The 22,370-nt window shown below is 39.5% G+C and carries 21 protein-coding genes and 1 riboswitch; of the genes, 11 read left to right on the top strand and 10 right to left on the bottom strand.

Annotated elements, in window-relative coordinates; genetic code table 11:
- Positions 1-85: 85 nt before the first annotated feature.
- From KFZ56_RS15055 to KFZ56_RS15045, 3 genes are all read right to left on the bottom strand, one after another.
- Positions 86-805, bottom strand: coding sequence for a type II toxin-antitoxin system prevent-host-death family antitoxin (locus tag KFZ56_RS15055; RefSeq protein ID WP_222642786.1), 720 nt, complete (start codon positions 803-805; stop codon positions 86-88).
- Between the two features lie 334 nt (positions 806-1,139).
- Positions 1,140-1,505, bottom strand: coding sequence for a thiol-disulfide oxidoreductase DCC family protein (locus tag KFZ56_RS15050; RefSeq protein WP_222642784.1), 366 nt, complete (start codon positions 1,503-1,505; stop codon positions 1,140-1,142).
- A 234-nt stretch (positions 1,506-1,739) separates the two neighbouring features.
- Positions 1,740-2,162, bottom strand: coding sequence for a hypothetical protein (locus tag KFZ56_RS15045; protein WP_222642782.1), 423 nt, complete (start codon positions 2,160-2,162; stop codon positions 1,740-1,742).
- 205 nt (positions 2,163-2,367) lie between these two features.
- Between KFZ56_RS15045 and purU the strand changes: the two genes are divergently transcribed.
- The 4 genes from purU to KFZ56_RS20090 all read left to right on the top strand — a co-directional run bounded on the left by purU (position 2,368) and on the right by KFZ56_RS20090 (position 6,805).
- Positions 2,368-3,267: a formyltetrahydrofolate deformylase gene (gene purU, locus KFZ56_RS15040; RefSeq protein ID WP_222642780.1), complete on the top strand. Its 900-nt coding sequence runs from the start codon at positions 2,368-2,370 to the stop codon at positions 3,265-3,267.
- A gap of 902 nt (positions 3,268-4,169) precedes the next feature.
- Positions 4,170-5,699, top strand: a complete 1,530-nt coding sequence (locus KFZ56_RS15035; RefSeq protein WP_222642779.1) for a Na+/H+ antiporter NhaC family protein — start codon at positions 4,170-4,172, stop codon at positions 5,697-5,699.
- Between the two features lie 396 nt (positions 5,700-6,095).
- Entirely contained in the window at positions 6,096-6,512 is a 417-nt protein-coding gene (locus KFZ56_RS15030; RefSeq protein ID WP_222642778.1) for a helix-turn-helix domain-containing protein, read from the top strand.
- A gap of 215 nt (positions 6,513-6,727) precedes the next feature.
- A complete protein-coding gene (locus tag KFZ56_RS20090; protein ID WP_375540703.1) occupies positions 6,728-6,805 on the top strand; it encodes a putative holin-like toxin in 78 nt (25 codons plus the stop codon).
- A 25-nt stretch (positions 6,806-6,830) separates the two neighbouring features.
- Here the strand turns inward: KFZ56_RS20090 and mnmH are convergent, their stop codons facing one another.
- A complete protein-coding gene (gene mnmH, locus KFZ56_RS15020; RefSeq protein ID WP_222642776.1) occupies positions 6,831-7,889 on the bottom strand; it encodes a tRNA 2-selenouridine(34) synthase MnmH in 1,059 nt (352 codons plus the stop codon).
- 686 nt (positions 7,890-8,575) lie between these two features.
- On the opposite strand from mnmH, the gene KFZ56_RS15015 reads away from it, so the two are divergent.
- Entirely contained in the window at positions 8,576-9,589 is a 1,014-nt protein-coding gene (locus KFZ56_RS15015) for an asparaginase (protein ID WP_222642775.1), read from the top strand.
- A 51-nt stretch (positions 9,590-9,640) separates the two neighbouring features.
- Here KFZ56_RS15015 and KFZ56_RS15010 read toward each other — a convergent pair whose 3' ends face one another.
- From KFZ56_RS15010 to KFZ56_RS15000, 3 genes are read right to left on the bottom strand one after another with little or no spacing between them, the layout of a single operon-like run.
- Positions 9,641-10,882 carry a GTPase family protein gene (locus tag KFZ56_RS15010; protein WP_222642774.1) on the bottom strand — a complete coding sequence of 414 codons (1,242 nt, stop codon included), beginning with the start codon at positions 10,880-10,882 and terminating at the stop codon, positions 9,641-9,643.
- Between the two features lie 49 nt (positions 10,883-10,931).
- On the bottom strand, positions 10,932-11,645 hold the full coding sequence (locus tag KFZ56_RS15005; RefSeq protein ID WP_222642773.1) for a DUF6320 domain-containing protein: 714 nt from the start codon (positions 11,643-11,645) through the stop codon (positions 10,932-10,934).
- 1 nt (position 11,646) lies between these two features.
- The gene (locus KFZ56_RS15000; RefSeq protein WP_222642772.1) at positions 11,647-12,915 is read right to left on the bottom strand and encodes an alcohol acetyltransferase; all 1,269 of its coding nucleotides are present in this window, start codon (positions 12,913-12,915) and stop codon (positions 11,647-11,649) included.
- Positions 12,916-13,172: 257 nt separating this feature from the next.
- On the opposite strand from KFZ56_RS15000, the gene KFZ56_RS14995 reads away from it, so the two are divergent.
- From KFZ56_RS14995 to queE, 4 genes are all read left to right on the top strand, one after another.
- Positions 13,173-13,328 carry a hypothetical protein gene (locus KFZ56_RS14995; protein ID WP_222642771.1) on the top strand — a complete coding sequence of 52 codons (156 nt, stop codon included), beginning with the start codon at positions 13,173-13,175 and terminating at the stop codon, positions 13,326-13,328.
- A 438-nt stretch (positions 13,329-13,766) separates the two neighbouring features.
- Positions 13,767-13,814, top strand: a riboswitch (PreQ1 riboswitch).
- A 78-nt stretch (positions 13,815-13,892) separates the two neighbouring features.
- Complete coding sequence (gene queC, locus KFZ56_RS14990) at positions 13,893-14,555, top strand: 7-cyano-7-deazaguanine synthase QueC (RefSeq protein ID WP_222642768.1); 663 nt, start codon at positions 13,893-13,895, stop codon at positions 14,553-14,555.
- Complete coding sequence (locus KFZ56_RS14985) at positions 14,552-14,989, top strand: 6-pyruvoyl trahydropterin synthase family protein (RefSeq protein WP_222642766.1); 438 nt, start codon at positions 14,552-14,554, stop codon at positions 14,987-14,989. Before queC ends, KFZ56_RS14985 begins: the two co-directional genes overlap by 4 nt.
- On the top strand, positions 14,986-15,708 hold the full coding sequence (gene queE, locus KFZ56_RS14980) for a 7-carboxy-7-deazaguanine synthase QueE (RefSeq protein WP_222642765.1): 723 nt from the start codon (positions 14,986-14,988) through the stop codon (positions 15,706-15,708). Before KFZ56_RS14985 ends, queE begins: the two co-directional genes overlap by 4 nt.
- 486 nt (positions 15,709-16,194) lie before the next feature.
- Here the strand turns inward: queE and coaW are convergent, their stop codons facing one another.
- Entirely contained in the window at positions 16,195-17,001 is an 807-nt protein-coding gene (coaW, locus tag KFZ56_RS14975) for a type II pantothenate kinase (RefSeq protein WP_222642764.1), read from the bottom strand.
- Between the two features lie 226 nt (positions 17,002-17,227).
- On the opposite strand from coaW, the gene KFZ56_RS14970 reads away from it, so the two are divergent.
- Positions 17,228-18,295: an AbrB family protein gene (locus tag KFZ56_RS14970; protein ID WP_222642763.1), complete on the top strand. Its 1,068-nt coding sequence runs from the start codon at positions 17,228-17,230 to the stop codon at positions 18,293-18,295.
- 28 nt (positions 18,296-18,323) lie between these two features.
- Here the strand turns inward: KFZ56_RS14970 and KFZ56_RS14965 are convergent, their stop codons facing one another.
- Together KFZ56_RS14965 and KFZ56_RS14960 are read right to left on the bottom strand one after the other, a co-directional pair.
- Positions 18,324-19,691, bottom strand: a complete 1,368-nt coding sequence (locus KFZ56_RS14965; protein WP_222642762.1) for a tetratricopeptide repeat protein — start codon at positions 19,689-19,691, stop codon at positions 18,324-18,326.
- Between the two features lie 71 nt (positions 19,692-19,762).
- Positions 19,763-20,224, bottom strand: coding sequence for an SRPBCC family protein (locus KFZ56_RS14960; RefSeq protein ID WP_222642761.1), 462 nt, complete (start codon positions 20,222-20,224; stop codon positions 19,763-19,765).
- A 274-nt stretch (positions 20,225-20,498) separates the two neighbouring features.
- Here KFZ56_RS14960 and KFZ56_RS14955 point away from each other — a divergent pair, with 274 nt between their 5' ends.
- The gene (locus KFZ56_RS14955) at positions 20,499-22,094 is read left to right on the top strand and encodes a long-chain-fatty-acid--CoA ligase (protein WP_222644013.1); all 1,596 of its coding nucleotides are present in this window, start codon (positions 20,499-20,501) and stop codon (positions 22,092-22,094) included.
- Positions 22,095-22,370 lie beyond the last annotated feature (276 nt).

The raw sequence follows: 22,370 nt of genomic DNA, 5'->3' as shown, positions 1-22,370 counted from the left end.
CACGATACAATGTTTACAAAGGTGTTTCATTTATAATGGGAAGTGACCTTATCTCAAACTCACCGCGAATACAACGCTTAACAGATCAAGTAAACACATCTTGCAGGTCTGCTTCCAATTCTTCAAATAATTCTGAACTAACTGACTGATGGGCGTTTTTTGAATAGGTCTTGTTGTTTACAATATCATTGTTCTCTAGCGTGTAAACCAATATATGCTCATTAATGGGATCTACAATCCAGTACTCGTTGACACCACACTGTTTATATAACTCCAGTTTTTTCAACATATCTTTACTTCTCGTAGAGGGGGATAACACTTCGACCACTAGGGTTGGTGTCCCCTTATAGTTGTCTTTTTCATCCAAATTGTCTTTGTCGCAAATGATCACAATGTCCGGTTGGACGACACAGATGTTGTCCTCCTCTTTAAAGAAAGTTACGTCAAACGGAGATGTGAGCGGTACACATTTTTTTCTTTTAAACCAGTTGTGAAATGCGCCATAAAGCTCGCCAACTACACGCTGATGTTTGTAGGAGGGGGAGGCAAGATTATAAATGACTCCATCAATTAATTCATACCTTTGTTCCGATTCCTCCATTAGTTCCAAAAATTCCTTATACGTCACCCTGCCATCTGAAGATCGATATGCTGATTGCTCTTCTTTGACATAATCTTTATCATAACAGAGCGCGATTTGGGCCGCATCTTTTCCACTTTTCGTCACAATGATATCCTCGCCTGCTTCCACATACTTCAAATATTTCCCAAAATTATTTTGTATTTTGGTTGAGGGAACTCTCACTATTTGACACTCCTTTTTAGCTAATGTATTTATTTATATTATATATAAAATTAGGTAGTTTTCAAATAGAATTACATTAATTAGCTAAAAAGTTAGTAAAGAAAACTAATGATCTCGACTACATTATTTTGATGGGGGACCTGTAAAAGAAATGGGGACAGTACTATTACCTCTTGTTAGGTCTAAACAGGTGCATATCCTGACTGATGGTGTAAAATAAATCGATGAGTTTCATTGTCCAAATGAAGGGAGATAACTTGAAGAAAACACCTATTTTCTGGATAAAGATCAAGAAAATAGGTGTTGTAAAGGTCCGGTAAAGGATTTGAAAAAATCACCACGAATAGGGTACACGTCCAAACCAGCGGTAGCGTCGCTTGGAGATAAAGCGATAAGCGGGACTGCCGATTGTTTTAGCAAACGGTAGATACATCAGAACGGCTAGCGGGATTGTGAGAGGGAGCAGGGATAAAATTTTTCGTACGGTATCGTACCCTGTTAGAACCTTTTTGTCTCTGGTATACATATATATTTCATCATACATATCTTTATAACGATTTATTCTTTCCCTTGTCGCCGCTTTCACGTCTTGAACTGGAAACCAGTTGATTCTATCGAGCCAATCAAGTTTTTGCAATACGGCTTTGACAGACCGGCATAACGGACATGCTGCGTCGAAAAAAACGATGTGTTTATCCATAGGAAAGATCTCCTTTTGTTATCGCGTTATTCTATTCACTCCGCTGCAAACTTTCATCTAATAGTATACTATAACATATAATTGGAAATCAGCCTTAGCCTGCACTGAGTGCTCTTTTCTTAGCACACAATAATGGTTTAGTCCTTTTACAGGTTAGCTAGTTTGGTGTAGTTGTCATTTAAAGTTATGAAAAAAACGGTTAATTCTAACCGTTTTTTAAATTGATACCGTCAACTAGTTACTATCGTCCGTTTCATCTTCCAATACAGGAGGGAAGATAGTTGGTATGCCCTGTACTTTCCCTGTTATGAACGAAGTGATTTGTGTAGCTTCTGTTAATAGAGGATAAGCTAAATGATCAATTTCCCCTTTGTTAACAATCTCCTCCATTTGTGTTGCGGATACATCCTTTTCAGTTTCTACGGAAAAAATGGCTTCTATCGCCAAGTTTAAATGTAACGCTCCAGTTATATTTTCTGTGTATTCAACAACGATCTGGTTGCGTTCTTTGTTCCATTCCAGTATTTCAATATTATTCGTCCTGTTGATCTTGCTACCGTCTTTCTTTCGTTCTGTTGATAGATTTACAAGTTTGATATCCTCTAAATTTATGCTTAGTTCCAAATCATTTTCAGCGATAATCGTACACCCTTTCATAGGTAAGTATCTGTGATGTGTTTATTTCCAGTACTAGCTAAATTTTATCATTTTAATAGGAGGGGTTCAACTAAATACCGGCAGTATACAAATTTCCCCGTGTATATGAATGTCAATGATGAACGATAAATAGTATTTTTCCTTGACCCCATTTTACAAATCCCATAAAGTATGAACATATTAAATAAATGCGAGGGAAGAAAATATGAATCGTTACATCGAAGAAAACATCCATACATTTCAAGACAAAAATAGAAACCGGGCGCGCCTTTTGATCAAATGTCCGGATCAGCCCGGAATTGTAGCAGCTGTTTCTCAGTTTCTCTACGCGCATGGGGCAAATATAATCGAGTCCGATCAATATACGATGGATCCGATCGGTGGGGAATTTTTTATACGGATTGAATTTGAATGTGAAGGGTTAAAAGAAAAAGCATGGCAATTGGAGAAAGACTTCCTTTCTGTCGCCGGAACGTTTAATATGGATTGGAAAATTACCTACGTGCGTGAGATGAAGAACATGGCGGTGTTTGTATCCAGTCAACCGCATTGCCTGCTTGAGTTATTATGGGAATGGCAGCGTGGGGATCTGATGGCCAATATCGCTGTTGTTATCAGTAATCATGAAAATGCTAGGGATTTGGTAGAGTCATTCGATATTCCGTTTTATCACATACCAGCAAATAAGAACATACGCGAACAGGTTGAGGAAAAGCAGCAACAGCTTTTGCAGGATTATGGGATTGATGTGATTGTCCTTGCCCGTTATATGCAGATTCTCACGCCAACCTTTGTAGAGGCCTATCATAATCGCATTATCAATATCCATCATTCGTTTCTGCCGGCATTTGTCGGTGCGAAGCCGTATGAGCGCGCCTACGAGCGTGGCGTGAAAATGATTGGTGCTACTTCTCATTATGTGACGAATGACCTGGATGAAGGGCCAATCATTGAGCAAGATATCAGTCGTGTGGACCATCGTGATGATGTGGAAGATATGAAAAAAGTAGGTCAGTCCGTTGAGCGCAGTGTGCTTGCGCGAGCGGTCAAATGGCATCTGGATGATCGAATTATTGTTCATGAGAATAAGACGATTGTGTTTTAATGGGTGATTTGAATATTTTATAGTTATAGGAAGTCCTTTCTGCCTTGAGAAAAGGGCTTTTTTCATATTGAATAAATTTTAGGGTAATTTAGTAGCTAAAAGACCGTCCGGCTTTCGGCGCCCAGTAACTAACAGGTCTTTTTGGCGGAGCGAACTTTAACGCAATCCCAAACTGGAGCATTACTCCATTATGAAAAAGAAGACTGACTGATTGAGGGATCACGGGCGCAGGCAGAAGTAAAGTCGCACTTATGCTCTGTGGGTGAAAAGAGGACTGACTGATTGTCCGCCAGAGGCTTAGTCTTAAGGTTATCCTTGTGGTGAAAGCGGGCATCACTTCGCCTGGTAAAGGAAGGCCGACTGACTCTACGACCATAGAGCCATTCTATGATACATGGATATACCAATTTAGCAGAACGGTGTACCATAGAGCCATTCTATGATACATGGATATACGAATTTAACAGAACGGTGTACCATAGAGCCATTCTATGATACATGGATATACGAATTTAACAGAACGGTGTACCATAGAGCCATTCTATGATACATGGATATGCCAATTTAGCAAAACGATGTACCATAGAGCCGTTCTATGATACATGGATATACGAATTTAACAGAACGATGTACCATAGAGCCGTTCTATGATACATGGATATACGAATTTAGCAGAACGGTGTACCATAGAACTATTCTATCTTACGTAAGATTATTCCCATGCATTCTCTCGCTTTTGTTCTTCAAAAGGGAAGTAATATAAGTTCCAAATGAAACATATATGTAGTAACAACCCGATCATCTATATGTTTTGTAAAAAGGTGATGCTTCGATTTTGCAGATATGTAAACTAGACAAGTTTTTAATGATAATAAAAACATGGAAGGGAGGTTGAATGATTTATGGAGATATTATCGATTGTCCCACCGCTTGTTGCAGTTGTTTTAGCTATTGTGACAAAACGCGTTTTGATTTCTCTTTTCGTCAGTATTTGGGTTGGGGGATTCATTGCAGCGGGATGGAACCCATTTGGAGCAGTAGGTTTGACCTTTACATGGATGAAGGATGTGATGGTCGATCCATGGAATGCTCGTTTTCTTGTTATGACTGCATTGCTTGGAACTGGAGCAGCGTTTATGTTTAAAACTGGGGGATCTGAAGGTTTGATCAGGATTCTGCAAAAACGACTAACTACAAAACGGCGTGTGCTATTTTTACCGTATTTCTTAGGTATTCTCATTTTCTTTAACGATTACGTAAACGCTGTCATCGTTGGGAATGCAACAAAAGATATAGCCAAAAAGCATCATATATCACGGGAAAAGCTATCCTATGTCATTGATTCAACCGCTGCACCGATGGCGACAATTGGTCCTGTTTCGGATTGGATCGGTTTTCAGGTGTCGTTGATTGCTGCAGCCTTTGCGGGTATCGGTATTGTTGGGATGGAGCCTTATTTTACTTTTTTACAATCGATTCCTTGGAATTTTTATGCGATTCTATGTCTGTTGGCCGTCCCGATGATTATTGCCGGGAGGGATTTTGGTCCAATGGCAAAAGCTGAACATCGTGCGCATACAACTGGAAAATTGATACCGGATGGTTCGACGCCACTATCTTCTGTTGACCAAGATTTGGGCGAGCCACATCAAAAGCAAGGTAGTGTTTGGAATTTTGTCCTTCCGCTAGTTACGCTTATTTCTGTAAGTGTTTGGGGATTATGGTATTCAGGAGGAGGTGCCACCGGGAAGTCTATCATGGATGCGCTTGCGGATACGGATGTTTCCGTTGCGTTAACATGGGGTGCATTTGCGATGACAACAGTAGGACTTATTCTAGCACTGATTCAAGGTATGGATTTGAAAAAATGCGAAGACACCTTACTAGGCGGTATTCGTACCATGTTACCGGCACTCATTATCATTGTCCTAGCTTGGTCGATTGGGACGGTAACGGATGAACTGGGTACTGCGGAATTTGTCGTAAATGCGACAGAAGGATGGATGACGGCAGCACTTATTCCGTTTCTGGTTTTTGTTATCGCTATGTTCATCTCTTTTGCAACCGGTACGTCTTGGGGTACGATGTCCATTTTGACGCCAATTGCAATCCCCCTTGCCTATACAATGGGTGGAGAGGATCTTATCCCCATCGTTATTGGAGCCATTTTTGCAGGGTCCATTTTTGGTGATCATGTTTCGCCTATTTCGGATACGACAGTGATGGCATCGATATTTTCCGAATCGGATCACATTGCGCATGTTAATACACAGCTTCCATATGCTCTTGTGCCTGCTGGAATAACGGGAGCCTTATATTTATTATATTCTGTTATCGGAAGTAGTATCGTGCTGCTGATTGCTGGTATCGTCATTCAATTCTTTTTGCTGCGTTATTTGGGCAAGCGTCATGAGGAAAAGTTTGGACTTTAACATTTTACGTTGAAACTATATGGATCAGCTACTGCCCCGATGAACCTTGATTGTTCTTCGACCAGTAGCTTTTTTTTGGCATGTTTAGCAGAAAAACGGAATATGTAATAAGAGAACCTATTCCATTGATTCTTTTACCGGTGTTTTTGATAAAAAAATGTGGTAGTTAATGTAAACTGTAACGTATTAAATTGCATCGTTAATCATATTCGAAATATAAAACCACTTCACCAGTTAGTGGAGAACCATCGACTCCTCAACCATTGTAGGATTTATCGTTTCTTCCTTTATCAAATGTTTCATGGATAACGTCGATCACGTCTTCTTTATCATTATGTTTTATCACGTTTATCATCCTTTCAACTATACATTTACCATAAAAGAGGTGATTTATACATGAAAGAAGTGACAATTCAGCTTCATGAAGAAACCTATGATAAAATCAAGGAAATCACGGAATTGGAGAATTTAATTAATCGGCATCGGGATAAAAACAGGAGTGATAATTATAAAATAGAGGAGTTCATTGTTGGCTGTATAGCGGATAAGATGGAACAAATCAATCATTTTGATTCCGTTAATCCGTTTCTAAATAGCAATAAACAGCTTGTGATCAAGAATCGTTTCAAAGAAATAGCGAAACATAAGAATATCTATATTAAAGACGTTGCCAAGCAACTGCATATGAAGCCACCGAATATAAGCAAAATATTCAATAATGTGTCGCAACCGAGGTTAGAGTTGTTCATTAAAATTTGGCTGGTACTTGGGTGTCCACCTTTGCATCAGTGTATTTATTTGGAAGAAAAATAAAAATCCGGTTCTTTTTCACATTTTTTCAGCATAAAAGGAATAGGACAAGCGGATAAGCCCATATTATAAAATATAATAATTATCATGTGAACAAATCAAAAACATTATAGAGCAATTTCATCGAGTAGATCAATCCAAGCAAGCAATACGACAAAACGATAACAAGGGTGACAGTCCATTCTCCTGACGAAACGATTAGGAAAGAGGGTTACCGGATGACAGTATTTGAAACGCTTGTCCTGATGATCTCATTTGGAACATTGATGGTTGGAATTGTTAAATCAAAAAAATAACTAAAAGGCGGCTGTCCCACGGATGCTACCGATTTAGCGTAGCAGGGGGCAGGCCGATCCCTTTTAAATATGTCCTAACTAAATCGACTGCTTCATCGACGTTATTTGCCTTTATCATTATTTTTTGGTTTTCAGGAATCTTTCCTGCTGAATGGTCATATAAGGGATCATAATAATATTCGAGTAAAAGCCGGACTGCTGAAGCATAATTTTCTGCTACCAAATCGGATTCAATTTTCTTGGCAATTGGCGTATGAATGCGCTTCTTAATTCGCTTGAAGGCCTCTAAACATTCCTGTTTGTGATTCCATGGTTGATAATCTTCCAGAATATTATTCATTCTTTCCTCTAGGGGCATATCAATAAATAATTGAGTCCCTTGTTCCTTCTTTTCTAAAATAAAGGCTGGAAGTGTCACTTTTCCAATTCGTTTACTTTCCCCTTCAAATAATACGCACGATGATTCCTGCAAATGCTGAACGTTTTCAAGTAATAAGGCATCGAATGTTTTCTGGTTATTTGGTTCCACGCCGATTTGGCCAAATATTGATCCCCTATGATTTGCCAGTCCCTCAAGGTCGATCACCGGATAGTCTGTTTCACGAAGACGATGAAGAATCGTTGTTTTCCCTGATCCGGTATATCCATTTAAAATATAGGCGTCCGGTTTCAATTCGGACGTTTCCAACGTATCGACTACCCAATTACGATAGCTCCGATAGCCACCATCCAGTCTAAGGACTTCTATACCCATTAGATCAAGAACCGTTGCAGATGTTCTACTACGCATGCCGCCTCGCCAACAAAAGACAGCTTTTTTTCCTGTTACATTGGCAAATGCCTTCACAAAATTAGGCAATTTAGCGGAGATAATTTCAAGCCCTCGTTCTTTAGCTGCTTGCTGACTTACTTGTTTATAAAGTGTTCCAACTTCTGCTCTTTCCTCATCGTTAAAGAAGGGAATATTGATGCTGCCGGGAATGGTAGCATTATCAAACTCAGAGGGCGAGCGCACATCAATAACCGTAAGTTCACCTGAATTTTTTAAGTGGAGCAGTTCATCTATCGAAATAGTTTCGAACACGTTAATCCTTCTTTCTACTGCAAAAGTTTATGGTTATGGACTGAAAAAATCGGCAAGATGAGCCGATTTTTAAGTACGAATATGTTCATAAAATTGATACAACGCAAGTATCGCCTGGATCAGCTACAGCTATGTCACCAATTACGGCATGAGGCTGGGACAAAACAAACGTGTTTAATAAAAAAGACGAACATTATCAAACTTAGCGTAGGAAATATGCGGAGACTCCAGCGGGAGGGAAGGCATAGGTGAGACACCGAAGTGCAATAGCACAAGGGGGCTCACCAGCCGCCCGCGGAAAGCGAAGTATATTTCCGAAGCGATGTATGTTCGGAATTTATTTGTTACAAACACTTTTGTCCCAGCCTCATGCATTTGGATTTGGGTGGTGGATGTAAATCGCCTAAGACATTTGCTAAATCAGGGTGTCCTAGTTTACAACCACGAACCCATGGTGATGCGAATAAGGTGAGCTTTACAAGATTTGCATTTTTCATTGGAAAATAATTTCATCTTTCGTACAATATATGTACTATTATAACGGATAAAATAAAAGATTGCATGGATGGAGGATTGTACTTCTTTCATCTCAAGGAATATTTCTATCCTGTAAAATATGATAGACTAGTAATGATATGTGTTGTGTGGTATCCGGTTAGAAAGGACTGATAATGATGGAGACTACCATGAAGCCAATCCAAGTATATAGAGGGAATTATGTAGAGAGCGCCCATGATGTTCATATTGCCGTAGTTTCTGGCAAGGGGGATTTACTAGCTTATTACGGGGAACCGGACCGATTAACATTTGCACGTTCCTCCATGAAGCCATTTCAAGCTTTGCCAATAGTGGAATCAGGGGCAATGGATACATACCACTTAACCGAACAAGAATTAGCATTGTTCTGTGCGAGTCATAGTGGAGAACCAGTGCATCGAAATACAGTTGCACAGGTTTTACAAAAAATTAATCTTGAAGAAGGTCATCTTCAATGTGGCACTCATATTCCTACAGACATTGATAGCTATAATCAACTTATCAAAGATGGTGGAGCATTAAGCCCGTACTATAGTAATTGTTCAGGGAAACATACTGGGATGCTGGCAGGCTGTGTTAACCAAAAGATGGATGTGGATACATACCGTGAATTAGCACATCCTTATCAGCAACAAATTATAGATGTTATTGCAGCCGTTAGTAATTTTGATAGAGAAAAAATAGTGACTGCCGTCGATGGCTGCGGAGTTCCTGTACACCGTGTCCCGCTTCAGAATATAGCTTTGGCTTTCAGTCGTCTGGCTTATTCCTCTAATTGGAAAACAGCTACGCCAGAGCGAAGAAATTCGCTTGAGAGAATACGGGATGCGATGGGTGCACATCCAGAAATGGTAGCAGGAACGAATCGATTTGATACGGATTTCATGAAAACATATGGTGGAAGAATTGTAGCAAAAGGCGGTGCAGAAGGGGTTCACTGCTTTGGTGATAAAGAAACCGGAATCGGAGTTGCCGTAAAAATTGATGATGGAAATGGGAGAGGAGCCAGTGTCGCTTCCATGGAAGTTCTAAAACAATTGAAGATTGGGGATTCATCGCTATGGGATCAATTAGACAGCTACTATCATGCCCCAGTGCTGAATGCAAGACAGGAGAAAATAGGTGAGATTAGGCCAGAATTTAAATTGAAAGACCTGCAATAACCCGGAGAAAATGGGAAGGATTAAAAGGGGCAAAATCAGTATATTCCCCTTTTAACCTTCCGTTCGCTTTTCCTCGTACTTATCTTTATAGATGGCTCTGACGTTACCTAATGATTTTTCCTCGATAAAGTAGGCAATGGATGCCTCGCATAAGGCGTATGTTCCTGAGGATGCGATAAATCCTGAAATGACGTTACCTGCACCGGGGAATATGCGAACGAGTTGACGTGCGACTTGCCGAAAAGCAAATCCAGCGGCTACATTTAATCCTAAGGCACTGAGAAATTCGCGTAGGTCTTTTTTATTTACTCTCCTACCGCCGATCAATGCAATTGAACTAATCATTGCCATTTGCATACCGGTAATGATGGGTAAATCAGCAAGAGGTATTGGGTTAGCGCCGATCAGACCGGTTATTCCGGAAATATTCTTCCCGATCCTCCGTGCTAACTTTTTTTGAACGGATTTCACTTTTGCCAGTTTGGCTAAAATCATTTGTGCGTCATTGGGTAATTGTTCAATTAGATAATCAACCAATGTGTCAATGTTCCATCTGAGATCGTAGGAAATGACATGGTTCTCGATTTCGAAATAGGCAGAAACTGGTATAATTTTCACGGATGCGGCTGATAGCTCATTTAGTTTTGTAGCTAGAATTGCTTCTGCCTCTGCGATATTTTCCTGTTTTGCCTCGTGATCAAATGGAGGCGTGTCCACCGACTTTGGACTAAGTTCATCTACTTGTGTCACAACTCCAATAACGGGAATATCGTAGTCATGATAAGATTTGACAGTTTCTTTTAATTGTTGCAGCTGCGAGATGTCTTCGTCGATTCGTGAACTTACCTCTTTTGCTTTGCTCAAGAAAAGGATAGCATCTGGACATTTTTCTTTAATCGATTCCTGTACTTCATCTATTGCAATCCTTTCGTTAAATGCCTCTTCAGGTTGATCTGTCTCTCCTAATCCACGTGTATCCAGGATTTCAAGTGTGCCGGAATCGGATTTGTAGGCATGCCACTTTCCAGCTCCAGTTCGCGCTTTGACATCGCCGACTTCCGCACGCTTTTCACCAAATATCGCATTAATCAAGCTCGATTTACCGGCACCTCTTCTGCCGACAATAGCAATTCGTGCCGGGCGCGCATCCAGGATAAACTTCTTTAACTCTTCAAGTTCTTCCGTTATTTTCCTCTTTGATTGTTCGGGTATTTTTGCCTTCTGTAGACCTTCATCAATATATTTCAGTAAGTCATGCATTTGGTCGTAATTATCCTGTTTATGGTCGCTCATGATTGGATCTCCTTTCAGTCCGGGTAATGGGGGGCCTGTCCCCACATCCCTACAAATGAAATTTCCTGGCGATTTTCTGTTTTATATGCTCAGGGATTCCATATTTAACGTATAGCATGATGAGGGTGAGTGGCAGAACCTGTAGTGCGGTGGCAATCAACCAACTAGTTAGGTTGGTTTCATTTTGATGGTTACTGATGAAGAAATTGATCCACATGGATAAGATCACCACAGCAATAAAGAAAAAGCCAATGACGTTAAACCCTTTAACAGATAGAGCTCTGATTAAGCTCCAGTAAGCCAAACCGATCACAGAGGAACCAACAACGATCGGAAATGCTAACGGCATAAACCATTCAAGACCTCCGTGGAAGCTATCCAGTCCCAATAGCAGTATTAGAGAAATAATGGCTACCCCGATAATAACCTTATAATAACTCTGTACATAGCCGAAAGCAAAATATAAAAGAGCCCACCCACAGAGTACACTTAGATTACTGTATCTCGACCATGTAAAAGCTTCGTCTAATTCATAGTTTACATAGAACATAAGGCTAATAGCAACGAACACTAATAAGGATACGAAAATAAAAATACGATTTAGCACTCTTCTTAGATGATCGGGATATGGATTGGCGGCTTTTGGAAATTTACGTGATGCGCACTTTTCAGTTTCCGTTACTTTGGGGATATGAAAGCCGCATAATGGGCAAGGCCGGTTGTCTTTTTCAACTTTGATGCCACACTTTGGACAATAGGCCATATTAATCCTCCTCATCGTTTGTTTCTATGCTGACGTCAATCCCTAATTCACGAATCCGACGAAAAAATTCGCGTTCCAGCATTCGATCTTTTGATAGGTTTCCAAAAGAAATGTACATATGCTGTTTGTAACTAATCATCATTGCCTTCACTTTATTCCCGATACTTGGCGGGGGATAGCATTCAAAGCGTTCAATAAAGTTTTCTATTTCACTGGGCATTTCGATGACGCCTAAGTTGGATAAACCGCTGGTGTACTGGCCTTCGCCAAAAAAGGAATAAATAGATGGAGCAACAATATCCTTCACTGGGGATGGCATTAATCGTAATGCTATTGATTTCTCACTGATGACGCTTCGTTTGATATACTGTTTTAACTTTTTCTTTGTAAGTAACCGGCTAAACTCAATCTTTATTTCTTCCATGATTTCTTCAAGATCATACGTACCTAGTCTCGCGTCAATGGAAGGTGTGATGCTCACAAAGAAGTTGCGCATGGTCTCGCTGGTAAAAAAGGAACGCATATTTACAGGAACATTCATGACGATAGGAAGTTTCCGACGTTTGGTTCTTTCCTGAATTGTTAACAAACATTCCATATAAATCGCAGTCAACAATATCGTAATAGAAACACCGTATTCTTTTGCCTTTCCTTTTAGCTTGTCCACCTTTATAATTCCTGTTGTGATGTGATAATGGCCTTTTTTATCAAGATAGATGGGAAGTTTAAATGACTTCCCATTGCGAGATTTTAGGGCAGGGGTGTTCTTTTCATAATATTTACGAAATGCATTTTCCGTTTCCAATTGTAATTGCCTCTGGCTTATTTTTTCAATTTTTAGAGGGACGGATTCCTTCAGGTGAAGGTAGTTTGTGACGAGTTCACGCAGGAATTTCATTGCACCGGTACCATCAGTAATACTGTGTGATATTTCCATGGCGATTCTTTTATTAAAATATAGCACCCTAAACGGAAATGACCCACGTCTTTTAATCGACAAACTCATACACGGATAATATATTTCTTCCTCCGCCTTTGGTGTTTGATTCGTTCCTTCAAAATAATACCAAAAAAATCCTTGTTTTAATTGTACCTTATAAAAAGGAAATCGCTCCAATGTTGTCTCAAGGGCTGCTTGCAGTAGCTTAGAATCAATTTGGGAGGTGAGCGTTACAGAAACCCTGAATAATGTGGTTGCTCTTGAAGAAATAATCGACGTATACAATTTTCCTGCATGATCAAGCCGATACCATAATCTGTCATCCTCCATAATTTCAGCCTCCCTTATGATGAATCTTTTTATGTGAGTAGGTTAGATAATTGTACCATACAGGAAAAGGTTTGGTTAGCATAAAGAGGTGGAGAATGCGCTTTGCTGAATATCAATGATTTCATTTTAGTACATAATTAAAGTAGTATAAAAAGATAGGAAATGTAAAAGTTATAAAAGCTGGTCATTATATTGACTACCACATATACTTGGCATGGTTATTGATACAGTTATTCTTAAGCAAGGGAGGTTGTAAAATGGAAAAGGAGTATGTTATCGCCTACCAATTGAAAGAGGGATTAGTGAAAAAGACAAACACACTAGCAAAAACAAATCAGGAAGCGTATAAAATAGCGAAAAAAATAACGAATGGACATATTTTGTATATACAGGAGGATTATTACATTTCATAACGTCGTCCGATAAGTGTACAAGGAACTCGGAATTTGTTATGAAAACATGTTACGCGAGCTAAAAATACTTGCAGAAGAAACCTTTAGACGTAGTAAAAGGATTTCAAAACGAATGGAAGATATGACAAGATTTGATAATTATTTCCCGGGCAATATAATGACATATAATTGTAATATAGTTGGGTCTACGGTTGATTGAATGGGCATTGTCATGGCTTTAAGTGCAACGACCATTGAAGTTCTTGGTATATGTGTAAGGTTTTAACCTTTATTACCTGTTTGTATCGACATATGGTAAAAAGGATAGGAACAAGATGCAGGAGGCTTACAAATAATTAGATTTTCGTTTTTTGAGATAGATTTCTTTCTTATATGGTAAAAGAAAATGGAAGTATGTTAAAATTGAATTACAAATCTAAAAAGTAAACTGCAAATGATGCAGGAGAGGTTCGTAATTCCATCCCTCTATAAAAATACTAAGGAGGTAAACAACACATGCTTCTTTGTGTTGTTTTTTAAGTGGATAATGCAGCGAGCTCTTCTTTTAAAGAGAGGAGAATTTACATGGATAATAAAAAGGCAGTTGTGGTATTTAGTGGTGGACAGGATAGTACTACTTGTTTATTTTGGGCATTGGAAAAATTCGATCATGTGGAGGCGGTTACCTTCCAATATGGGCAGCGTCATCACAATGAATTGGATTGTGCCAGAGAAATCTGTGAAACGTTAGGTGTAAAACAGCATGAGCTGGATATGTCTTTGCTAAACCAATTAGCACCAAATGCGTTAACGAGAGAGAATATTGAAATCACTGAAGGGGAAGGGGTGCCATCAACATTTGTTCCTGGCAGGAATTTATTATTCCTTTCATTTGCTGGTGTATTGGCCAAGCAAATTGGGGCCAAACATCTGATTACAGGCGTGAGTGAGGCGGACTTTAGCGGTTATCCGGATTGTCGTGATGATTTTATGAAATCACTGAATGTGACCTTGAATCTGTCAATGGACGACAAATTTGTGATCCATACGCCATTGATGTGGTTAGATAAGTCTCAAGTATGGGAGCTTAGTGATCAATTGGAAGCCTTTGAATTTGTGAAAAATCACACACTTACCTGCTATAACGGGGTGAAAGGCAGCGGATGCGGGGAGTGTCCAGCTTGTAAGTTGCGCAATCGCGGACTAGCAAACTATGAAAGTAGGAAAGCCGAGGTGACAGCCGAATGATGCAGCAAATTTACCCCGTACCACCACATCACTATGCTTATGAGTTGAATAAGGATTTTCATTTTGCAGCAGCTCACTACATTCCGCATGAAGATGCTGGAAAATGCAAGGTGACACATGGGCATACTTATTTTGCCAATATTACGATCACCGGCGATGATTTGGATGATACTGGTTTTCTCGTCAATTTTAAAACTATCAAAGATATCATTCATAAACGATTTGACCATGAAACATTAAATAACGATGCTGCTTTTTCCGATGATGAGGCAGTATTTTTCCCTACGACTGAAGTTGTTGCCCGTACGATTTACGAGATTATTCAGGATTATTTACATACATTGCCAAATCAGCCGGTTTGTCTGCAAGTCTATTTAAGGGAAACGCCTACGAGTTATTGCATTTATCGGCCTAAGGAGGTAGGGGAATCATGAAGCTACCTGTAATGGAAATATTTGGTCCGACCATTCAAGGAGAAGGAATGGTCATTGGAAGAAAGACTATGTTTGTGCGAACAGCCGGTTGTGATTACGGTTGCTCTTGGTGTGACTCGAAATTTACATGGGATGGATCGGAAAAAAATGCAATTCAAATGATGGAACCGAAAGAAATCATGGATGCTTTAATGGAAAAGGGGGGCGATCATTTTGGTCATGTAACACTATCTGGCGGAAATCCCGGACTACTGAAACAGGTGGATGGATTAGTGGATCTATTGCATGATCATCAGATAAAAGTAGCTTTGGAAACTCAAGGGAGTAAATGGCAGGATTGGTTTGTGAAAATAGATGACCTAACTCTATCACCGAAACCGCCAAGTTCTGGAATGAAAACAAATTTTGACATACTTGATTTTATTATCGAATCATTAAAACAGAAGCAAGTAGGAGATTTTAGCTTAAAGATTGTTATTTTTGATCAAGCTGATTTGCATTATGCAACGTCCCTACATCAGCGCTACCCGGATGTCACGCTATTTCTTCAGGTTGGAAATGATGAAATTGACAACCAGCATAACGGAAATTTACTACATCATTTACTAACTAAATACGAACAATTAATTGACCAGGTAATGGAAAGTAACGAGTTAAAAGATGTGCGTGTTCTTCCGCAACTTCATACCTATTTATGGGGAAATAAACGGGGAGTCTAGGTTTTCTAAAAAGGATGCCTGATTATATCAAACGCACAACCAGTAGTCATAAAGTCACCACCCACTTTTGATGGGGATGGCTTTTTGTGTGCATCTTGTTATTGTAATCTAAAAATATAATATAAGGTGTCATTGTGCACGCCCATTAACTATCGACAATCAAAGAGCCCTAATCACTACTAACGATTAGGTTTCTTTGATTGAAAATGGTTAATGTGTATCCTGATCGAATGCAACGGTTTTATTAAACTGGACGTCTTCCCAACCTTTACAGACATCGACCCAATCTGTTGCAAATGAATACAGAAATAATTCATCACAGGTTAATTGGATTGCAGCATTTGTAATTCATTCCTTTCGCAACAGTTCATTTTTATATTGTATCATCCCATGTTTTCATATGATGAAAAACAGCGGCTTGAATTAGAAGGGGATTATCTAGAGCCGGGGAAAATACACGTTAGGTGACAAAAATCATACTTGATATTACTCCACCATCAATGCCCCAATTGCTCCAGCGTAAGCACCTTTTTCCAGAAAAATAGGCTCATAGGACAACATATCCTGAAATCCATTTAATACCTTTTCGAGTGGCTCATTGCCGCTTAACGTACTACCTGTAAAAACGATCTTTTTAACTTGTTCTGTCGTAGCAGCCTGGGTAGAAAGCAAAATAAGAGTTTCGCCGATCAATTGGATCAGCCCGGCCATGTGGTCGGCTTTCGTGGCATCTTTATTAAGATGCGCTTTTCCAAAATTCGCTGCAGTTAAATCACCTAAAAGTGGTGGATCATTTGGTGCATAGATGTCCTTGATCAATAAATCACTGCTTGTATAACTCCCCTTTTGAGCCAAGCGAACCAGCTCATGAAAATCATTTTTTCCTGTAATGAGATGGCCAAGTCCCATCAGTGTTCCTCCGCCAATTCCGCTTCCGAGTAGCCGTTTATGAGCATTTGCAGTCACGTGGTAAATGGATGTTCCTGTCCCAATACTGACTAAAATAAAATCTTCTTCAAATCTCTTTTTTTCTTGCTTTAGTAGAAAACGTGTCCCTTCCGTGGTTGCTTCAAATTCATCTATATGACGACTCCTATGCTGTACCGTGCTTTGCAAGTAACCACTTTTCCCGCCGGTCAGGCAAAGGATTGCATCTGGTGAAAGGAACTGTAACCAATCAAGGAGCTGATCCATTTCTTCCATCGCATATGTTTTCACATGTATTTGGCCTCGCTCTTCATACGCTAGTTTTATAAGTGAACCACCCGCATCTATTCCAATATTTTGACCCATATGTTCACACCCATTCGTTTGGAGATGTTAATTCATTACATTATATTTTAAATGAAATATCCTTTTGTGACTAATAGAAAAGTCGAAAATTTTCCTATTGGCATTAGTGTAACTAAGGCGTACTTCGAAGGGAAAAGAGTATGTCAGGTTTTCTAACCGATTTTGATGTTATTTCAAAAAACGCTCATTTCCTGTATGATTACAGTATAGATAAAGGAGTATCCTCATGGCCTATTCACAAATCCAACGTTTCATCGAAACAATTATCATAGCTTCACTGGGCGGTTTCCTTTTTCATGTTTTGAGTCTTCCCCTTCCATGGTTGTTAGGGGCGCTCACATTTGTCATGCTCTGGCAAGGATTTACCAAAAGAGAAGCCTCTTTACCAGGTTCTCTTAAAAATGCTGGATTAATTATTATCGGAATCTACTTTGGCTTATATTTTACGACAGACACGTTTAAGACGATCTGGCCTTATTTTCTCCCTTATATTCTATTGACCTGTATTCTTATTCTGGCAAGTATTATGCTGGGTGCTGTCGTGACGAAATGGATTGCTGTGGACAAAATTACAAGTATCTTCGCAAGTATTCCTGGTGGATTAACGGAGATGACGATTGCTAGCGAAGCACTGCATGCAAAATCCGCTTTCGTTGTTATTTTCCAGACGATCCGGCTAATGACTGTGCTTTTTACGATTCCAACATCAATGACGTATCTCTTTTCTGAAGAGGCGCAAAGTGCTGCAGGTGAAGCGGTAGCAAGCGTGACTTTTGGAGATTGGAATTATTTATGGTTTATTTTCCCTGTGCTAATAGCATTGTTTGCACGAAATAAGCTCCCTGCTGGAATTATTATCGGTGCACTTGGCGTTACGGCGGTGATGAATGTCAGTCCCATCGAATTAGCTCAGGTTCCTACTTCCTTGATGAATGCTGGTCAGGTAATGATAGGTGCCAGTCTTGGGAAAAATATTTTGTTCCGAGATTTGAAAAAAGGGGGGAAATATTGTCTCGTCTATTTTGGATTATCGCTGGTTCTCATAATTATTGCTTTTGGGCTCGGGATGTTACTAGCTCATTTTACAACACTGAATTATGCCACAGCAATATTAAGTATTGCACCAGGCGGCTTATTCGAAATGGTATTAACGGCCTATAACGTCGGAGGAGACCCGGCTGTTGTTAGTGCATTGCAATTGACTCGAATTCTAGTAATTGTTGCTTTCGTACCACCATTAATCGGCTGGTGGTTTGGAAAACGTCGCAACCACCAAAGCCAACATGAAATCTAATGGGGTTATAGAAAACGAACGCTAGATTCTATTTTTGCATTTGCAACAATTGCTGATAAGCTGCAGCCTCATCCGGGTAGCCCAGTTCTTGATATATTTTTGCAACATATTTTATGGAGCTGTGTGCCTGAGGATCCAGCTCTACTTCCCATTTAAAACAGTCGAGTGCTTTTTCCAATTGATGAAAGTACATATATAATTCGCCTAAATCGAATTGTCGATCAGGGTCGTCAACGAATGTTTGCATTTTTAACAGTTTCTGTTCTATTGGGAGGTGGAAGTTCATGTCACGAAATGGTTGAAACCAACCAGGAAATTCGCTTAGATTGTGGTCGTGCAGAAAGGAGGAGACGAATGGGATAATCAGTCTTTCTAATGTTTGTGGATGGTTACTAAGCTCCAGTAATCGATGATTGCCGCCTGCAAAGTATGAAGCTAGAACTGCGTGGTCGGCTTGTTCGATGTGAGTTATCATTTCTGTTAATTGTTCTTCCTTTGGCTGAATCTTCGTTGTCATCATGAATTCAAGCGTGGCATTTGGCTTGCCGAATGCGAGCAGTTTGGTTATTAATGCTTCCTGCAATACAGGATGGTGGTTGGTTTGGTTTAGTTCCTGTAATAACGTTAACTGCTCCTCGGTAGGTAGCGGCTCGATTATTGTTTGGATTGCTGCGAGGTTTTCCGATGTGAAATGGGCTTGGATTGTGGCGATTCTTACCGCAAGTTCATCTGTCCAGCGATTTTGCTCTTTATATAATGGAAGAAGCATCATGATGTGTTTTGTGCTGTACAAATTATCAAAACATAGAGACTCCAGCTGAATAGGGTCTTTTTCTGACAATTCTTCTAAATTCTTATACATTTTTTCGTGGGGTTTAAATTGTGCCCCATTGATCATATCATGTGCAAAGGTATTGTTATGATCGTAGTTTAGATAAATGTTTAACAATTGATAAGCGGCAAGTGATTGGCCTTTTCGCTGATAGTGATTAAAGGTATCTTTAAATACTTTATGAATGGAGTCGGTGGATGTGAAGAAATCAAAATACGTATTAATTAGTGCAGCTTCTGTTAGGGAATAGGCTTCTTGGATTTTTTTATAGACTTTTTCAATAGGGAGTAAGTAGAAGTTCTTATACTGGCGAATCAGCTGTTTAGTTAATGGGTGCGCTCCTTTGAAATGAAGCCCTTCCGTAAAAGCACGATAGATATGTGTGTTAAGGTCAATATGATCTGTTTGAATCCCTGTTAGGAAATCATTTTTATAAAAAAGCAGATAGAAATAATTCCCCATCTCGTCTTTTGCCTCGAGCACCTTGCTTTGTTTATAAATGATTAATTGCTGCGCTGTTAGTGAAAGATTCTTTTTTTTTCGTTGGATCTTAAATTGTGTCATTTTCATTCCCCCTTTATTTTTATAACGCCATATTAGCGAAGCAGCATAAATTCAACCATATGTACCTGAAATTATTCCCACTCCGCAATCGCTTCACGTTCGACAATTTTACCTGCAACGGCCTCTGTTAGTTCTTCTGTGATTTTTGGGACGTACGAGGTTAAGGCAGGATTTATCACTGTTCCTTTTATGCCTTTTGCGGTGATATCAAGATTGCCGGTCATTTTTGTTTTGGTTGCGTTTAATGATTCTGCTTCAAAATACCCGTTACCGGAAAACTTCTCGTTTAATCCGGTGAGATCAAAGGTAACTATTGTTGGTTTTTGCCATTTTGTAATATCTATTTTCAAGCTTACTTTTCTATGCACGACACCAAGATCCGCTCTGAATTTCCATGTCGATTGTTTATCATTTAAAATTTTATGCTCTATATACCCAGGAACTAATGGAGCCCATTTGTTCATATCACGAACAAATTCCCAGATACGTTCGATTGGGGCGTTTAATTCGGTCGTGTGCGTTCCACTTGGCATGATTGGCCTCCTTACGTAGAAAATCTATTTATTTTATTATAGTGGGTGAGACAAGGATACTCAATGAAAACGGTCTAAGAATGGAAGAAAAGGTACGATTTGAATCCCCCTTCTCCATAATCAAAAAAACAGCGAGATGTCTCCTAATTTTTTTATAGATAATTACTTCGTTTCCACTTGCAGGAATCAGTTATTTACTTTACTATATAATGTAAACGCTGCCATTTTATTTAAAGATATCAAAATATTAAAAATTATAAAGGAGCTGGTTTCTATTTTTGCTAACTTAACCCCACTCGATTGGAAACGTAGAGCCGTGAAATATTATCCGCAAAAGACGGCAGTTATCGATGGAGAGAAGAAGTTTACGTATAAAGAATTTGGGGAGCGTATAGACAAACTTTCGATTGCGCTGTACGCATCAGGCATCCGTGAGGGTGATCATGTTGCGGTAATGCTGCCAAACACACATTATATGCTGGAAAGTTTTTACGGAATCAGTCAACTTGGTGCTGTTATGGTTCCGTTGAATTATCGAATAGCAGCTGCGGATATGGAATATATTATCAATCACAGTGATGCAAAAATGTTAATCGTTGACGAAGAATTTAGTGGGCCAATTAAGGAAATAGAAAATGACCTTAATTTAGATGAAATCATTATTGTAGCTGTTGAAGGTCAAAAAGCAGCCTTGAAGGGATTGGATTATGAAGCATTTTTACAAACGACTCCCCAGAATGCGACACTCCCTGAGGTTGAAATCGATGAAAATCAGCTCCTGACGCTAAATTACACAAGTGGGACAACATCGAAGCCAAAAGGTGTCATGCTAACCCATCGTAGTAATTATCTTAATGCGGCTAATTTTATGTATCATCTCGGTGTGAGTCATGATGATGTTTACTTACACACCTTACCAATGTTTCATGCAAATGGTTGGGGAGGTGTATGGGCGATTACAGCAACTGGTGGAACCCATGTTTGTTTGCGTAAAGTAGACCCGCCGTATATTCTTGACTTGTTTGAAAATGAAAATATTAGCCTTTTATGCGGAGCTCCAACGGTTATTAACATGCTTGTAAATGATTCAAAAGCAAAGGAGTCAAATATTAGGACAAACCCACGAATGGCGACAGCGGGCGCACCACCAGCGGCAGCGCTTATTCAAAAAGCACAGGAAATACTTGGCTTAAATATGATTCACGCTTACGGTCTAACGGAAACGTCACCATTCATTCTTTACAATGAGTGGAAAAAGGAATTTGACGAGAAAACTGTGGATGAACAGGCAACGATTAAAGCAAGACAGGGGATAGAACTCGCTTTTAATGGGGAAACGAAGGTTGTCCACCAAGATGGAAAAGAGGTTGCATGGAACGGAGAGGAATTGGGAGAAATTATTACTCGCGGCAACGTTGTAATGGAAGGTTATTACAAGGATCCGGAAAAGACAGCAGAATCTATCAAGGATGGATGGTTCCATACCGGTGATTTGGCGGTAACTCATCCGAATGGTTATATTGAGATTCGGGATCGTGCCAAAGATTTGATCATTTCCGGAGGGGAAAACGTTTCTTCTACGGAAGTGGAAGGTGTATTATACAAACACCCGGATGTGATGGAGACAGCCGTTATTGCTATTCCTGATGAAAAATGGGGAGAGGTGCCTAAAGCGATTATCGTATTGCATCCTGATGCAATGGTTACAGAAAAGGAGATTATTGCATATTGTCGGAAAGAAATGGCGCACTTTAAAGCGCCAAAAGCAGTGGAGTTCGTGGATGCTTTACCAAAAACAGCTACAGGTAAGCTGCAAAAATTCCGCTTGCGGGAGATGTATTGGAGAGGAGCGAAGAAGGTGAATGGGTGAACAGTAATAAAAAATTCATATCATAATAATAGCTATCGTAAATACCTGCATATAGTTGATAGATTTGATTGTTCGTTTATAGGTTAATTTATTGTATTAATATGAAAAACGGGGCTGGGACAAAAGTGTTTGTAACAAATAAATTCTGAACATACATCGCTTCTAAAAATATACTTCGCTCTCTGCATATTTCCTACGCTAAGTTTGGTAATGTTCGTCTTTTTAATTGAACACGTTTGTTTTGTCCCAACCTCGTCCATTCCATTTCATTTAGTT

Origin of the sequence: Virgibacillus sp. NKC19-3 (genome assembly GCF_019837165.1) — a bacterium.
In the GTDB taxonomy this organism is placed as follows: Bacteria; Bacillota; Bacilli; order Bacillales; family Amphibacillaceae; genus Virgibacillus_L; species Virgibacillus_L saliphilus.
This window is presented reverse-complemented; position numbering and strand designations above follow the sequence as displayed.

Bases quoted from the DNA above. Each gene is read 5' to 3' on its own strand.
- KFZ56_RS15050 (WP_222642784.1), bottom strand. From the start codon at position 1,505: ATGGATAAACACATCGTTTTTTTCGACGCAGCATGTCCGTTATGCCGG.
- KFZ56_RS15045 (WP_222642782.1), bottom strand. From the start codon at position 2,162: ATGAAAGGGTGTACGATTATCGCTGAAAATGATTTGGAACTAAGCATA.
- purU (WP_222642780.1), top strand. From the start codon at position 2,368: ATGAATCGTTACATCGAAGAAAACATCCATACATTTCAAGACAAAAAT.
- KFZ56_RS15035 (WP_222642779.1), top strand. From the start codon at position 4,170: ATGGAGATATTATCGATTGTCCCACCGCTTGTTGCAGTTGTTTTAGCT.
- KFZ56_RS15030 (WP_222642778.1), top strand. From the start codon at position 6,096: ATGAAAGAAGTGACAATTCAGCTTCATGAAGAAACCTATGATAAAATC.
- KFZ56_RS20090 (WP_375540703.1), top strand. From the start codon at position 6,728: ATGACAGTATTTGAAACGCTTGTCCTGATGATCTCATTTGGAACATTG.
- KFZ56_RS15015 (WP_222642775.1), top strand. From the start codon at position 8,576: ATGAAGCCAATCCAAGTATATAGAGGGAATTATGTAGAGAGCGCCCAT.
- KFZ56_RS15010 (WP_222642774.1), bottom strand. From the start codon at position 10,882: ATGAGCGACCATAAACAGGATAATTACGACCAAATGCATGACTTACTG.
- KFZ56_RS15005 (WP_222642773.1), bottom strand. From the start codon at position 11,645: ATGGCCTATTGTCCAAAGTGTGGCATCAAAGTTGAAAAAGACAACCGG.
- KFZ56_RS15000 (WP_222642772.1), bottom strand. From the start codon at position 12,915: ATGGAGGATGACAGATTATGGTATCGGCTTGATCATGCAGGAAAATTG.
- KFZ56_RS14995 (WP_222642771.1), top strand. From the start codon at position 13,173: ATGGAAAAGGAGTATGTTATCGCCTACCAATTGAAAGAGGGATTAGTG.
- queC (WP_222642768.1), top strand. From the start codon at position 13,893: ATGGATAATAAAAAGGCAGTTGTGGTATTTAGTGGTGGACAGGATAGT.
- KFZ56_RS14985 (WP_222642766.1), top strand. From the start codon at position 14,552: ATGATGCAGCAAATTTACCCCGTACCACCACATCACTATGCTTATGAG.
- queE (WP_222642765.1), top strand. From the start codon at position 14,986: ATGAAGCTACCTGTAATGGAAATATTTGGTCCGACCATTCAAGGAGAA.
- coaW (WP_222642764.1), bottom strand. From the start codon at position 17,001: ATGGGTCAAAATATTGGAATAGATGCGGGTGGTTCACTTATAAAACTA.
- KFZ56_RS14970 (WP_222642763.1), top strand. From the start codon at position 17,228: ATGGCCTATTCACAAATCCAACGTTTCATCGAAACAATTATCATAGCT.
- KFZ56_RS14965 (WP_222642762.1), bottom strand. From the start codon at position 19,691: ATGACACAATTTAAGATCCAACGAAAAAAAAAGAATCTTTCACTAACA.
- KFZ56_RS14960 (WP_222642761.1), bottom strand. From the start codon at position 20,224: ATGCCAAGTGGAACGCACACGACCGAATTAAACGCCCCAATCGAACGT.